The following is a 12,471-nucleotide window of genomic DNA, read 5'->3' as shown; positions in this document are numbered from 1 at the left end:
ATGGTCTCGGCGCGTTATTTGTTGAGGATTGCTACGCCCGCCTTGGCGCAGACCTCGTCTTGCGAGGCGGCGGCGCCCGAGACGCCGATGGCGCCGATCAGCTCGCCGTCCTCGACCAGCGGGATTCCGCCGCGCGAACCGATCACTCCGTCAACCGTAATCTGATTGACCAAGCCGCCATATATAGCGGTCTCAAATACCTTGGTCTCCCGGCGGAAATTGGCGGAAGTGCGAGCCTTGTGCTCGGCGACTGAAATCGAGGCCAGCTGGGCATTGTCCATGCGGGCAAAGGCGACGAGGTTGCCGCCCGAATCGACCACCGCAACATTCACCTTCCAGTTGCGCTTCTTCGCCTCAGCGATCGCGCCCGCGATAACGGCCTGCGCGCGATCGAGCGAGATCGGCGGCCCATAAGGGATTTCGAACGGCATCCTGTCGGGCACGACGTCAAGCGGACTGGGCGCCCGCCGGCTGTTGCGCATAACTCTGGCCGGACACCAAGATTGTTGCCGCGATAAGCTTTGCGGCGAAGGCGTATTGTTGCATGGATATTTCCCATTTTGATTTGTTATTTTTGGCTTCGTATCCTGCTCCTGAAACAGGCCCGCAAGGAAGCCGGACCTCGCGGATATGCTTAAATTCCCCGCTTAGACATCGCGCTGAACCCGCTTCGTCGCCCCTCGCATCAGCGGGAAAAACAATGCATAAGGCATCAGGCAAACAGCTTTGAATAGATAAGCCAGCCTTCGCGGAAAAGTGATCTCGAAGCCGCTTCTCTCGAATCCGTCGCAAATGATCTTCGCGGCCGCCTCGGCGGTCATGATGAAAGGCATTTCGAAATCGTCATTATGCGCTGTCATCGCCGTCGCGACGAAGCCGGGATTGACGATTTGGATGGTGAGGCCGGCCGGCTCGTAAGTCAGCTTCAAGGCTTCGGCCATGGTGATCAGCGCCGACTTGCTGGCGCCATAGGCTAGCGAGCCCGGAATCCCGCCATAGCCCGCGAGCGAGGATGTAATCGCGATTTGCCCCCGGCCCCGCCGCTGCATGGCGGCAAGCGTGGGTTCGAGACAATTGGCCGCGCCGCCGACATTGATCTCAAAAGTGCGCCAGAGGATGTCGGCGGAAAACCCCTCCCGCTCGGCCGGGAAATAAACGCCCGCATTGAGGAAGGCGAGCGCGATCGGTCCAAGCGCCGCTTCGATGGCCGCGACCATCATCGCCATTCCCGCCCGGTCGGTAATATCGCCGGGGAAGCTGAAAATATGCTTGGACTCCGCCGCCAAAGCGTCCAATTCCGCAGCTCGCCGGGCGCTGGCGGCGACCGTAAAACCGCGCTTTGCAAGTTCAAGCGCGACCGCCCGGCCAATGCCCGAACTCGCCCCGGTGACCAGGGCGACGCCATCGGCGGGGCGGGCGCGATAGAGCGGCGCGCCTCGGGTCAAACAGCCATCTCTTTCTTGCGTGGAGACAAGCGCGTCAGTTTCGCCGAGGCGCGTTCAAGCATATTTGAAAAGGCGGGCGACAATAGGAAGCTCAGCTCTCTTTCGCGCGTGAGCGTGACCGGATCGGCGAGGACAAGCTCCTCGTCGCAATAGCCCGGATGACACATTATCAGGTGGCACCGTCCGGGAGCGCAAAGATAAGTCGCGAAATCATGGGCATAATCGCGGCAGGGATCAAAGCGCGAAAAGCCCGAAAAACCTTCGTTGGTGGAAAAGTCCCGCGCCGCCGCCTCCCGCGCAAATCCCTTGGCGAGCCAGACGATGCCCAATGCTTTCTTCAGCTCGAGGCCGCGCCGCAGGATGCGCGAGGGCCTATCGGCGCTGTTGCGCAGCCAGATTTTGCCGCGAAGCCCTCGCGCCTCCAATTCGTCAAAGAGCCACTGGCGGATTTGCGGCAGGATCTGGACGTGCTGATGTCCATCGACGAAATCGGGAAGAACCCCAAAATAATCCACAAAACTGTCAAGCTGACGCTCAATCTCGGCCCTGATCTCCTCTTCAGGCAATTCACCCCTCCGCGCCGCCTTCAGCACGCGGGCTACCTCGGGAAAGTTACCCGAGGCGGCAAAGCGCGGCATGGCGCGCAGCGGCGCGCCCAGCGTCAGATTGAGGTGCAAGCCGATGTCGGCAGTGTCCTTGAAGGGACAGAGCGCCAGCGCGTCCCTCGGCCACGATGGCCGCGTCGTCATGACGCTCGTCGCGCTCAAGCGGCCGGCGGCGAGCGCCTCGATGACGCCCCGGCTGACCCCGCGCGATAAGGCGAAATCATCGGCGCATAGGCTGAATGAAAAGGAAGCCTGGTCGCTGCCCATCCGCGTCACTCCTCCCAGGGGTCGCCAGCGTTTTTTAACTGCTCCGGCGCTCTCAGAGCGAATCTTACGCGCTATCTTGCGCATATCAATCTCAAAGCCTAGAGCATTTCAGGGCGCTTCGGCGAACATAAAATACGCCAAAACAAAATCATGGGTTTGAAACACAAGCATCATTCGACTTTCTCTTTTCCAGAAGACGGGCCCGCAGCAAAAGGCGAGGCTCGCACAAAGGCCAGGATGCCGACAACCAAAGCCGAGCCTACGCCTGCCGCAGCTTCCGATGAAAACGAGGCCCCCTCGATGATGAGACCCGACGTGGTCCCGGCGGAAACGGAACTGTCCGTCGTCGCGCCCGTGTATAATGAATCCGAGAATATACGGCCGCTGCTTGAAAGGCTCCTCCCGGTCCTTGAATCCTGCGCGCGCTCGTTTGAAATCATTTTCGTCGATGATGGTTCGACCGATGACACGCTAGAGATCCTGCGCGCCATCCATGATTCCGACCCCCGCATTCGCGCGCTATCGCTGAGCCGGAACTTCGGCAAGGAGATCGCCGTCGCCGCAGGCCTCGATCATGTCCGCAGCGCCGCCACCATCATTATGGACGCCGACCTGCAACATCCACCCGAGATGATCGAAGCCTTCGTCGCGCGCTGGCGGGAGGGTTACAAGAATGTTTTCGGGCAGCGCGTTGATCGATCAACAGATTCGCCGTTACGGCGGATGCTGACGCAGCGTTTTTACACGCTCTTCGGCTCGCTCGGGGAAACCAGCCTGCCTGAAGGCGCCGGCGATTTTCGGCTGCTCGACGCGAAGGCTGTCGCGGCCTTGCGAAGCATGCGCGAGCATGCGCGTTTTTCCAAAGGACTTTATGCCTGGATCGGCTTCAAATCGATCGGCGTGCCTTTTGAGGTCGCTCCCCGCGCGCATGGATCGTCCAAGTTCAGCTACCGGAAATTGACCCATTTCGCGCTCGACGGGCTCATGTCCTTTACGACGATGCCGCTGAAGGTGTGGACCTACATTGGTCTTCTCACTTCGGTTCTGGCGCTGGCGTTGGCGAGCTTTTATGGGATTCGCACGCTGATTTTCGGGGTCGATGTTCCGGGCTATGCTTCATTGATCGTCTCGATCACTTTCTTCGCCGGCATTCAATTGCTCTCTCTTGGCATTATCGGGGAATATATCGGCCGCATCTTCGCCGAAGTGAAGCGGCGCCCGCTCTACCTGATCGAGGAGCGCCTTGGGGTCGCGCCGCCCCTGCCGGACGATCCGCTCGCGCGCCGCCGCGATTGGACCTGAGTCAGCGATGTACAAAAGCCTGCTTTCGGTCGGCGGCTTCACGTTGCTCTCGCGCGCCGCGGGATTTTTACGCGATGTCGTGCTTGGCGCGGTTCTTGGCGTCGGTTTGCTCGCCGATGCTTTCGTCGTGGCGCAGAGGCTGCCCAATCATTTTCGCGCGATTTTTGGCGAAGGCGCATGGAACGCCGCTTTTGTCCCGACCTATTCGCGCGTGCTGCACGGGGAAGGTCTCGAGGGCGCGAAAAAATTCTCCGGCCAGATCTTTATCGGGCTGCTCATCTCGCAGATCGTTCTGCTGCTTCTCGCCTGGGCGTTCACGCCCGCTCTCGTCGATGTTCTTGCGCCAGGCTTTCGCGCGGACCCCTCGAAATTCGCGCTGACGGTTACGCTGACCCGCATAACCTTTCCCTACCTCCTGTTCATCACCCTTGTGACCTTGCAATCGGGAGCCTTGAACGCGCATGGGCGCTTTGCCGCCGCCGCCCTCGCGCCAGTGCTGATGAATGTCGCAATCGTCGCATTCGTCGGCGTCGCCTTCTTGTTTCCCAATGCAGCTGTCGCGGCGAGCTGGGGCCTTGCCGTTTCGGGGCTCCTCCAACTGGCTCTTACTTCGATTGCGGCTTACCGCGCCGGCATTCTGGAGCGCTTTGCGTGGCCAAGGATGAGCGCTGCGGTCAAGCGCTTTCTGGCGATGCTCGGACCGGCGGTGATCGGCTCCGCCGGCGCTCAAATTGCGTTCTTCGCCGACACGATCATCGGTTCTATGCTGCCGACCGGCGGCGTCTCCTCGATTTACTATGCCGACCGAATTTATCAATTGCCGCTCGGCGTCATCGGCATCGCGGCGGGCACCGTGCTCTTGCCCCAGATGAGCCGCCTCCTCGCCGCCGAAAATCCTGGCGGCGCCTTGCACGCGCAAAACCGAACCATCGCGCTTTCGCTGGCCCTTTCGGCGCCATTCTTCATCGCCTTCATCATGATCCCCGAATTCATCATGCGCGGCATTTTTCTCCATGGCGCCTTCACGCCGGAGGCCGCCGACGCTTCGGCGGCAGTGCTCGCGGCCTATGGATTTGGCCTGATCGCCATCGTGCTGGTCCGATCGGCGCTGGCGAGCTTCCAAGCGCATGGCGACACCAAAACGCCAATGATGATCTCGTTGACGGCGGTGGCGTTCAACGTCGCGTTAAAGATCGTCCTGTTCAAACCTTTAGGCGCCGTCGGACTGGCTACGGCGACAGCGGCCGGCGCTTGGATCAATCTTGTCCTTCTGGTGATTTTTGCGATCCGACGCGGGACGATGAAGCCTGATCTCTTCTTGTGGAAGACCGCCGCCTGCGTCTCGGTCGCATCCTGCGCCTTGTCGTTTTTCGCGCTTTCCGCCGCAGCGCCGGTCGAGCGTCTTGCGGCGAAAATCGGACACTTCGTCAATGAATTGGAGCTGCTTTTGCTCGGGAGCGGCGGAGCGCTCATCTATGGACTGGTTTTGATCGCCGGTCTTCGCTTTGCGGGCGTCAGGCTGCGGTCATCGAAATCAGGCTAAATCCGCCGGGGTTCGTCGGGTCTGCCCATTGCGACGACAGCAGGCGTCGCCATGAGGCCAAGGAGGCCTTTGGCGACGGTTAGAATCGCGCTCTAAAGCGCCAGCGCCTGCAAAACCCTCGCCCAGCTTCGCGCGCCCTTGTGGAACGAGGCAAGTTCATATTTCTCGTTCGGCGAATGGACGCGATCATCTTCGAGGCCAAAGCCAATCATCAATGTATCCATCTTGAGGTCGGCCTTGAAATTGCCGACGATCGGGATCGAGCCGCCGCAGCCTGCGAAAACCGGCTCCTTGCCCCACTCCGCCTGCAAAGCCCGAGCCGCCCGAGAGAGAGAGTCTGAGCTGAAAGGCAGTTGCAGCGCCCGCGAACCGCCATGGGAGATGAATTCGGCCCGGCAATCGGCGGGCAGGCTCTTCTTGACATAAGAGCGGAAGCTTTCCGCGATCTTGGCGGGATCCTGATTGCCGACAAGCCGAAACGAGAATTTGGCGCTGGCCTGCGCAGGCAGCACAGTCTTCGATCCCTTGCCGGTATAGCCGCCGATAATGCCGTTGACGTCGAAGGTCGGCCGCGACCAGACCATCTCCAGCACGCCGCGCCCCTCCTCGCCCGCCGGAACGGACAGACCGACATCGCCGAGAAAGTCCTCCTCGCGAAATTTCAGCTTGGCCCATTGCTCGGTGACCGCCTCGGGCAATTCGGCGACGCCGTCATAAAAGCCCGGCAAGGCGATGTGGCCCGCGTCATCGCGCAGCCCGGCGATGATGCCCGCAAGAACATTGATCGGATTGACGGCGGCGCCGCCAAAAATCCCTGAATGCAGATCGCGGTTGGCGCCGTGGATGATGACTTCCTCGAGAACGAGGCCGCGCAGCATCGTCGTAATCGCCGGCGTCTCGCGATCCCACATCCCCGTGTCGCAGACAAGCGCGAGGTCGGCTTCCAGCTCCTGCTTGTTGGCGTCAAGAAAGGCCGGCAACGATGGCGACCCGGTCTCTTCCTCGCCCTCGAGAAGGAAGGTGATCGCGCAGGGCAGATCGCCAGTCTCCTTGAAGGCGCGACAAGCCTCGATGAAGGTCATCAGCTGGCCCTTGTCATCGGCCACGCCGCGTCCAACGATCTGCTTTCCCGTCTCTGCGTCCTTGATGCGAGGTTCGAATGGTGGGGCTTCCCAGAGCTCGAGAGGGTCCGCCGGCTGCACGTCGTAATGGCCATAAAACAGGAGATGAGGCACGTCCGGGCGCGCCGCTTTGCAGTGGGCGACCACTATCGGGTGACCTTTTGTCGGCCGAACGGACGCGTCGAATCCGATAGAGTTCAATTCGTGAACCAGCCAATGCGCCGCGGCTGCGCAATCGCGAGCGAAATCGGGATCAGTCGAAACTGATTTGATCTCAATGAGCTGGAAAAGCCGTCGCAAGGCGGAATCGAGGTTGGCGTCGATCTTTTGCAGAACAGTTTCGAGCGCGGCCATGAGGTCTCCTACGATTCGGCGGGGCGCGCCGGGCGCCAATGGATTATCATCCAGATATCAGGTCATGTGCGGGTCGGGCAAAGGCGATTTTTGCTGGCGCCGGGTGGTTACGCCATTATTGGAGAGAAAATATGCGGCTTCGCGCCGATTTTTGGGTTTCGGCCTATCTGAGGCGCTGCGCGCATGAGGGCGCTGTCGCCGTTCTGCGCCGACGCGGCGCGGCTGAGGCCGGCGCGATTTTCGTCAAGATCGACCGTCTCGACGGCGTCGCCGCGCTCTTTGGCCCCGCCCCCCAAAGCGAGCTACAGGAAAATCAGGACCGTCTGTTCGCGAGGATGCACAGCGATCCGTGGATTGATCCGGCGGAGGCCGAACTCAAGCTAGCCCGACAACTCAAATTCGACCCCGATCTCTGGATCGTCGAGACGGAAGATCGAGCGGGCCGCTGCTTTCTCGATCTCGCGAATTGATGTTCCGCAATGCAATATCTTTGCGCGCGCTCGCGCATGGCTTAATTTCCTGAGCGCCGATGAGAGAAAGAGTTGAGATGCCTTACGTACTTATTATCGTCAGCTTGCTTGCCTCCGGTTGGATTTCATCTGCGCGCGCGGACGATTGCGCCAACGCGCAGACCCAGACCGAAATGAACGGCTGCGCCGATGCAGGCATCAAAAGCACCGACTCGGAGCTGAACCAAATCTACAGGGACATTATCGCGCGCCTGAAGGGGAGCGACGAGACAAAGCAATTGCTGATCGCGTCACAGAGAGATTGGCTGCTGTTTCGCGACGCCGAATGCGCTTTCGCGACCAATGCCGCCAAGGATGGCAGCCTCTATCATACCCTCGTGCAGAATTGCAGAAGCAGCATGACGCAGGACCGCATCAAAGGCTTGAACGCCTATCTCAACTGCCAGGAAGGCGATATGAGTTGCCCCGTCCCGAAATAGACTCAAGCGCCCCATTTCCTCCGACGGACGCCGCGGCCTGGCGCAAGCGCGTCGATGCGGCGCTGAACGGCGAGGCTTTCGAGAAGCTCGCTTCGTCAACGCTCGAAGGGTTGAAGATTGAACCGCTGTACCCCCGCGCCGGAAACTGCGACCGCGCCTTGCGACAGAAGTCGGGGGCCTGGGCGATCTCGCAAAGAATGGATCATCCCGAAGTCGCAGCAGCCAATGACATCGCTCTGGCCGATCTTAAGAGCGGTGCCGGCGCCCTAACGCTCTGCGTATCAAAGGCCGAGAGCGGACGCGGCTTTGGTCTCGACATCGCAAGCGAAAGCGACCTTGACGCCGCGCTGCAAAATATCGAACTTGATCTAGTTTCGTTGCGCCTTGACGCCGGAGACCGCGCCAGCGAGATCGCCGCTTGGTTCGGCCTTTTGGCTCACAAGCGGCGCTTGACCGCCGCAGCGCTCGATGTCGACTTTGGCCTCGATCCGATCGGCATTTTTGCCCGCTCTGGCGCTGACGCTGATGCCCTCGCCGGGATCGGCCGCACGGCGGAAGGCCTGCGCCGGACTCTGCGCGCCAGCGGCTTTTCCGGACGCTTGATGGTCGCCGATGGTCGGCCCTATCATGAAGCCGGCGCGGGTGAAGCGCAGGAACTCGCCGCGGCGCTGGCGACTGGCCTCGCCTATCTGAGGCTTCTCGAAACCAATGGCGCATCGCTCGAGGAAGCCAGAGACGAGATCGCTTTTCTTCTCGTCGCCGACGCCGACGAATTTTTGACCCTCGCCAAATTCCGCGCATTACGGCGGCTCTGGGCGTGCGTAGAGGCAGCTTGCGGCCTGGCGGCGAAGCCGGTCCGGCTGCATGCCGAGACCGCGTTCCGAATGATGACGAGGCAAGACCCCTGGGTCAACATATGCCGGGCGACCACAGCGGCGTTTGCCGCCGGACTTGGGGGAGCAGACGTGATTACCATGCTGCCTTTCACGCTTGCGCTAGGGCTGCCCGACGACTTCGCGCGCCGCATTGCTCGCAATACGCAATTGCTGCTGCTGGAGGAAGCCCATGTTGCGATGGTCGCGGACCCCGCAGCTGGCTCCGGCGGGTTTGAGGCGCTGACGGATCAACTTTGCGAGCGAGCCTGGTCCCTCTTCCAGCGCTTCGAGAAAGCTGGCGGAATGATTGAGAGCCTCAAAGCCGGTCTGCCGCAAGAAGAGATCGCCGCAACTGCCGCAAGGCGGTGCGAGGCGATCGCGCGCCGCGCCATGCCGATCGTCGGCGTCAGCACATTTCCCGACCTTGCCGCAACGCCAGTCCGCGTGCTGGCCATGGCTCCTGCTCCCCCGCGTGAGACGCCAACGCCAGCGCATGGCGGCTGCATTCCGCTGGCCTGGCATCGCGACGCCGAACCCTTTGAGTCGTTGAGGGCGGCGTCCGACGCCGCCCTTATGCGGACCGGCGCAAGGCCCAAGCTTTTTCTCGCAAATCTTGGTCCCTCGGAAACTTTCGCGCCACGCGCGACGTTCGCCATGGACTTTTTCGAGATTGCGGGGATCGAAGTTTTGAGCAGTGACGGTTTCGAGCGCCCGGCGGCGGCGGCAGAGGCTTTCAGGCTCTCGGGATGCAAGATCGCCTGCATTTGCACATCCGGCGGTATGCTTGCCGGAGCCACGGCCGCGGCGAAAGCCCTGCGTGCGGCAGGAGCCGCAGCCATTTATCTCGCGGCCCCACCGGGCGATATGGAGCTGGCGTTACGTGACGCCGGCATCGTCGATTTTGCTTATCCGGGCGCCAATGTTCCGGCGATTCTCAAAGGCGCGCTAGCAGCAACCCTTTGAGCCGTAGCCCAAAGCTCCTGTCGCAATGATCGGCAACGCTTCGGTGCAGGTAATCGCTTTTTGCCTAACCCGTCCAAAAAGTTGTAAACTTACCTAGATGCAGTCAGAAGGAGATGAGAAAATGCGTTTTAATTCCTGCCAGCGTCTTCTCGCGGCTGCGCTCGCGACCGCGAGTTGCTTGATCGGGATCACGGCGTTGGATGCGCAACAAAGGCCGCGTTCCGTCATCGCCAGAGATCACGATGGCGTCTATGCGGTCCACGTCGTCACTCTGCAAGGCATGTGCGATAAGGATTACCATTGGACGATCACCGTCGCCGATGGGCGCGTCACGTCGCCAGCTGATGGATTCATGCAAGCGAGCGGCGAGATCAGCGCGCGCGGCATTGTCTCGCTGGCGTTCCGGCGCGATAATCAAATCGCCAATGTCGCTGGAAAGCTGAAGGGCAAAACTGGCTCCGGCAGTTGGTCCTCGCCGACTATGCAATGCGTCGGATCATGGAGCGCCGAGCGGCAAGGCTAGCGCTTTGATGCAAAAGACCGCACTATCATCGCTTCAGAACAGCAGCGTCCGGCCCTCGCCTGAGAGTCGATAAGATGCGCCGGAAATTCTAGGGCAAAGCGAGTGGAAGCTATGGCGTCGAGCGACATTCCCGAAAATTGGAAACACGACGGCGTGCGCGTGATCCCGGCTGGCTCTCTTGATCCGAACACCGCGCAGACCCCCGGCATGGATCGAAAGGCCGCGATCAACTTCGCTCGCGTCGGCGCGCAAAAGATTTGGGCCGGAACGGTGACGATCCATCCCAATGCAAAAACCGGCGCACATCATCATGGCCACCTCGAGAGCGTTATATATGTGCTGAAGGGCCGCGCGCGGATGCGCTGGGGCGCCGCCCTGGAATTCACCGCCGACGCCGGCCCGGGCGACTTCATCTACATCCCGCCCTACGCGCCGCATCAGGAGATTAACGCTAGCCCGGACGAAGTGCTGGGCGTGCTCGTGCGCTCGGACGGCGAGGCTGTCGCTATCAATCTCGATATCGAACACGCCGAGAAGCCCGAGACCGTGCGCTGGATCGATCCGACGCACCCCGGCTAAAGCACAATCCCGAAAGGTTGCTCTGACCGTCCAGAGACGATCATGCGGCGCCGGTCGCGCCGCAAGCGCCGCGCGTTATGCGTGGGCGCCCGTCGCGAGTTCAGCCAGGGCCGCGAGCTTTTCATCGAGCTTCAGCGCCGCGGCATTGAGTTGATCATTGCCAAGGCGCGCCATCAGCGATGATGGAAGATCATAAACGAGCTTCGCGCGGCGGCTCGAAGGGTCCTCGATAATCAAGATGCGCACCGGCGCATTCAGACCGGCGCCGATATCATGGCGAACCATCGTCGCGGCAATCAAGGGATTGCCGAGGATATAACACTTTGCTCGCCCCGGAATGCCCAACACCTGCATCCAGGCACCGTGATCGATGTCAAGGAATCGCATGAAACCGCTTGGCCCTTCGAAGCCATGTATGCGCTTTTCGAAATCCTCGACGTCGCCCACGGAAGCAACGACAGCTTCCCGAAATTGGTCGCCGTTGACCGGTGCTGTCGCCGCCTCGAAGGCGGCGACAATCTCATCAAAGCTGCGGTCGCCTACATATTCGAGATGGATCAGCGTGCTTTGGTCTTGCATTGCTACCTCCCCTCCTCCGAGGAGCATGGACGCAAGCCGCCTGCCCCGTCAATGCAGGCGCTCGATAGCGATCGCCGTAGCTTCGCCGCCGCCAATGCAAAGCGCCGCTACGCCGCGAGTCAGCCCTTGCCGCGCAAGTGCGTGCAGCAAGGTAACGATGATGCGCGCGCCAGTGGCGCCGATTGGATGGCCGAGCGCGCAGGCGCCGCCGTTCACGTTCAGCTTTTCGCGCGGAATGCCAAGATCGCGCTGCGCCGCCATAGCGACCACGGCGAAGGCCTCGTTGATCTCGAAAAGATCAACATCATCAACCGCCCAGCCTGCCTTATCGAGCAATTTACGGATCGCCGGGATCGGCGCCGTCGTGTACCAGGCGGGCTCCTGACTATGAGTTGCGTGCGCCGTAATCTCGGCAAGGATCGGCAGTCCCTCGCGCTCAGCAAGAGACCTTCTCGTCAGGACCAGCGCCGCTGCGCCGTCAGCGTTGGCGGAGGCGCTCGCCGCCGTAATTGTTCCATCCGGGCGGAAAGCAGGCTTCAGCTTCGGAATTTTTTCCGGCGAGACTTTTAACGGATGCTCGTCATTCTCGATCAGTTGCTCCCCGTTCTTTCCCGTGACCGGAACGGGCGCGATTTCGGCTTTGAAATAGCCCTTCTCGATCGCCGTTCTAGCGCGCGTCAGCGTCTCCACTGCATAGGCGTCCTGATCGCCTCGGGTGAACTGATAGGCTTGCGCGGCCGCCTCGCCGAAATCGCCCATGGAGCGTCCAGCTTCATAAGCGTCCTCGAGTCCATCGAGCAGCATATGGTCAAGGACGCGGTCATGCCCAAACCGGTAGCCGGCGCGCGCCTTGCCAAGCAGATAGGGCGCGTTCGACATTGACTCCATGCCCGCCGCGACAACGATGTTTGCGGAATCCGCCAATATCAGATCGCGCGCGAGCATCGTCGCTTTCATGCCGGACCCGCAGACCTTGTTGATTGTGGTCGCGCCCGTCGCATCCGGCAGTCCAGCGCGACGCGCAGCCTGGCGCGCCGGAGCCTGCCCCTGTCCGGCGGGCAGCACGCAACCAACCAGCGCCTCGTCGACCCGCTCGGACGAAAGCGTCGCGCGATCCAGCGCGGCGCGGATCGCGTGCGCTCCAAGAGCCGAAGCGGAGAGACCGGACAGCTCCCCCATAAACCGGCCAAGCGGCGTACGGACAGCGGAAACAATGACGACTGGATCGACGGTCGGCATGAGATTAGGCCTCATTCAGAGTGCGACAAGCGCGGCTCGTTGGTAAATTATCTGACCAATATCATAATACATGCCGATCGTAATTCAATGGGCGCACAAGCAAACTTCCACCAGAGGGTCGCGGGGT

Annotated in this window: 13 protein-coding genes; 7 read left to right on the top strand and 6 right to left on the bottom strand. The window is 61.1% G+C overall.

Going from position 1 to position 12,471, the window contains the following annotated elements; all coding sequences use genetic code 11:
- Positions 1–14: 14 nt before the first annotated feature.
- The 3 genes from WDN46_11495 to WDN46_11485 all read right to left on the bottom strand — a co-directional run bounded on the left by WDN46_11495 (position 15) and on the right by WDN46_11485 (position 2,317).
- A complete protein-coding gene (locus tag WDN46_11495) occupies positions 15–431 on the bottom strand; it encodes a heme-binding protein (GenBank protein MEJ0094027.1) in 417 nt (138 codons plus the stop codon).
- Between the two features lie 216 nt (positions 432–647).
- Positions 648–1,445: an SDR family NAD(P)-dependent oxidoreductase gene (locus tag WDN46_11490; protein MEJ0094026.1), complete on the bottom strand. Its 798-nt coding sequence runs from the start codon at positions 1,443–1,445 to the stop codon at positions 648–650.
- Positions 1,442–2,317, bottom strand: coding sequence for a ChbG/HpnK family deacetylase (locus WDN46_11485; protein ID MEJ0094025.1), 876 nt, complete (start codon positions 2,315–2,317; stop codon positions 1,442–1,444). The genes WDN46_11490 and WDN46_11485 overlap by 4 nt, the downstream gene beginning before the upstream one ends.
- 300 nt (positions 2,318–2,617) lie before the next feature.
- On the opposite strand from WDN46_11485, the gene WDN46_11480 reads away from it, so the two are divergent.
- Together WDN46_11480 and murJ are read left to right on the top strand one after the other, a co-directional pair.
- Complete coding sequence (locus tag WDN46_11480) at positions 2,618–3,619, top strand: glycosyltransferase family 2 protein (GenBank protein ID MEJ0094024.1); 1,002 nt, start codon at positions 2,618–2,620, stop codon at positions 3,617–3,619.
- A gap of 7 nt (positions 3,620–3,626) precedes the next feature.
- Positions 3,627–5,162, top strand: coding sequence for a murein biosynthesis integral membrane protein MurJ (gene murJ / locus WDN46_11475; protein MEJ0094023.1), 1,536 nt, complete (start codon positions 3,627–3,629; stop codon positions 5,160–5,162).
- A gap of 92 nt (positions 5,163–5,254) precedes the next feature.
- Here murJ and WDN46_11470 read toward each other — a convergent pair whose 3' ends face one another.
- Complete coding sequence (locus tag WDN46_11470; GenBank protein ID MEJ0094022.1) at positions 5,255–6,637, bottom strand: M20/M25/M40 family metallo-hydrolase; 1,383 nt, start codon at positions 6,635–6,637, stop codon at positions 5,255–5,257.
- 131 nt (positions 6,638–6,768) lie between these two features.
- Here WDN46_11470 and WDN46_11465 point away from each other — a divergent pair, with 131 nt between their 5' ends.
- From WDN46_11465 to WDN46_11445, 5 genes are all read left to right on the top strand, one after another.
- Positions 6,769–7,107 carry a DUF1491 family protein gene (locus tag WDN46_11465; GenBank protein ID MEJ0094021.1) on the top strand — a complete coding sequence of 113 codons (339 nt, stop codon included), beginning with the start codon at positions 6,769–6,771 and terminating at the stop codon, positions 7,105–7,107.
- Positions 7,108–7,166: 59 nt separating this feature from the next.
- The gene (locus WDN46_11460; GenBank protein MEJ0094020.1) at positions 7,167–7,586 is read left to right on the top strand and encodes a lysozyme inhibitor LprI family protein; all 420 of its coding nucleotides are present in this window, start codon (positions 7,167–7,169) and stop codon (positions 7,584–7,586) included.
- Entirely contained in the window at positions 7,568–9,424 is a 1,857-nt protein-coding gene (locus WDN46_11455) for a methylmalonyl-CoA mutase family protein (GenBank protein MEJ0094019.1), read from the top strand. The genes WDN46_11460 and WDN46_11455 overlap by 19 nt, the downstream gene beginning before the upstream one ends.
- 121 nt (positions 9,425–9,545) lie before the next feature.
- A complete protein-coding gene (locus WDN46_11450) occupies positions 9,546–9,947 on the top strand; it encodes a hypothetical protein (protein ID MEJ0094018.1) in 402 nt (133 codons plus the stop codon).
- Positions 9,948–10,058: 111 nt separating this feature from the next.
- On the top strand, positions 10,059–10,526 hold the full coding sequence (locus WDN46_11445; protein MEJ0094017.1) for a cupin domain-containing protein: 468 nt from the start codon (positions 10,059–10,061) through the stop codon (positions 10,524–10,526).
- A gap of 75 nt (positions 10,527–10,601) precedes the next feature.
- Here the strand turns inward: WDN46_11445 and WDN46_11440 are convergent, their stop codons facing one another.
- Both WDN46_11440 and WDN46_11435 read right to left on the bottom strand, forming a co-directional pair.
- Positions 10,602–11,105, bottom strand: a complete 504-nt coding sequence (locus WDN46_11440) for a DUF302 domain-containing protein (GenBank protein MEJ0094016.1) — start codon at positions 11,103–11,105, stop codon at positions 10,602–10,604.
- A 48-nt stretch (positions 11,106–11,153) separates the two neighbouring features.
- Complete coding sequence (locus WDN46_11435; GenBank protein ID MEJ0094015.1) at positions 11,154–12,344, bottom strand: acetyl-CoA C-acyltransferase; 1,191 nt, start codon at positions 12,342–12,344, stop codon at positions 11,154–11,156.
- Between the last annotated feature and the right edge of the window lie 127 nt (positions 12,345–12,471).

It is taken from the genome of Methylocella sp. (genome assembly GCA_037200525.1).
Taxonomy (GTDB): domain Bacteria; phylum Pseudomonadota; class Alphaproteobacteria; order Rhizobiales; family Beijerinckiaceae; genus Methylocapsa.
This window is presented reverse-complemented; position numbering and strand designations above follow the sequence as displayed.

Excerpts from the sequence above, each read along its gene's own strand:
- WDN46_11495 (MEJ0094027.1), bottom strand. The coding sequence starts at position 431 with ATGCCGTTCGAAATCCCTTATGGGCCGCCGATCTCGCTCGATCGCGCG.
- WDN46_11485 (MEJ0094025.1), bottom strand. The coding sequence starts at position 2,317 with ATGGGCAGCGACCAGGCTTCCTTTTCATTCAGCCTATGCGCCGATGAT.
- WDN46_11480 (MEJ0094024.1), top strand. The coding sequence starts at position 2,618 with ATGATGAGACCCGACGTGGTCCCGGCGGAAACGGAACTGTCCGTCGTC.
- murJ (MEJ0094023.1), top strand. The coding sequence starts at position 3,627 with ATGTACAAAAGCCTGCTTTCGGTCGGCGGCTTCACGTTGCTCTCGCGC.
- WDN46_11470 (MEJ0094022.1), bottom strand. The coding sequence starts at position 6,637 with ATGGCCGCGCTCGAAACTGTTCTGCAAAAGATCGACGCCAACCTCGAT.
- WDN46_11465 (MEJ0094021.1), top strand. The coding sequence starts at position 6,769 with ATGCGGCTTCGCGCCGATTTTTGGGTTTCGGCCTATCTGAGGCGCTGC.
- WDN46_11460 (MEJ0094020.1), top strand. The coding sequence starts at position 7,167 with ATGAGAGAAAGAGTTGAGATGCCTTACGTACTTATTATCGTCAGCTTG.
- WDN46_11450 (MEJ0094018.1), top strand. The coding sequence starts at position 9,546 with ATGCGTTTTAATTCCTGCCAGCGTCTTCTCGCGGCTGCGCTCGCGACC.
- WDN46_11445 (MEJ0094017.1), top strand. The coding sequence starts at position 10,059 with ATGGCGTCGAGCGACATTCCCGAAAATTGGAAACACGACGGCGTGCGC.
- WDN46_11440 (MEJ0094016.1), bottom strand. The coding sequence starts at position 11,105 with ATGCAAGACCAAAGCACGCTGATCCATCTCGAATATGTAGGCGACCGC.
- WDN46_11435 (MEJ0094015.1), bottom strand. The coding sequence starts at position 12,344 with ATGCCGACCGTCGATCCAGTCGTCATTGTTTCCGCTGTCCGTACGCCG.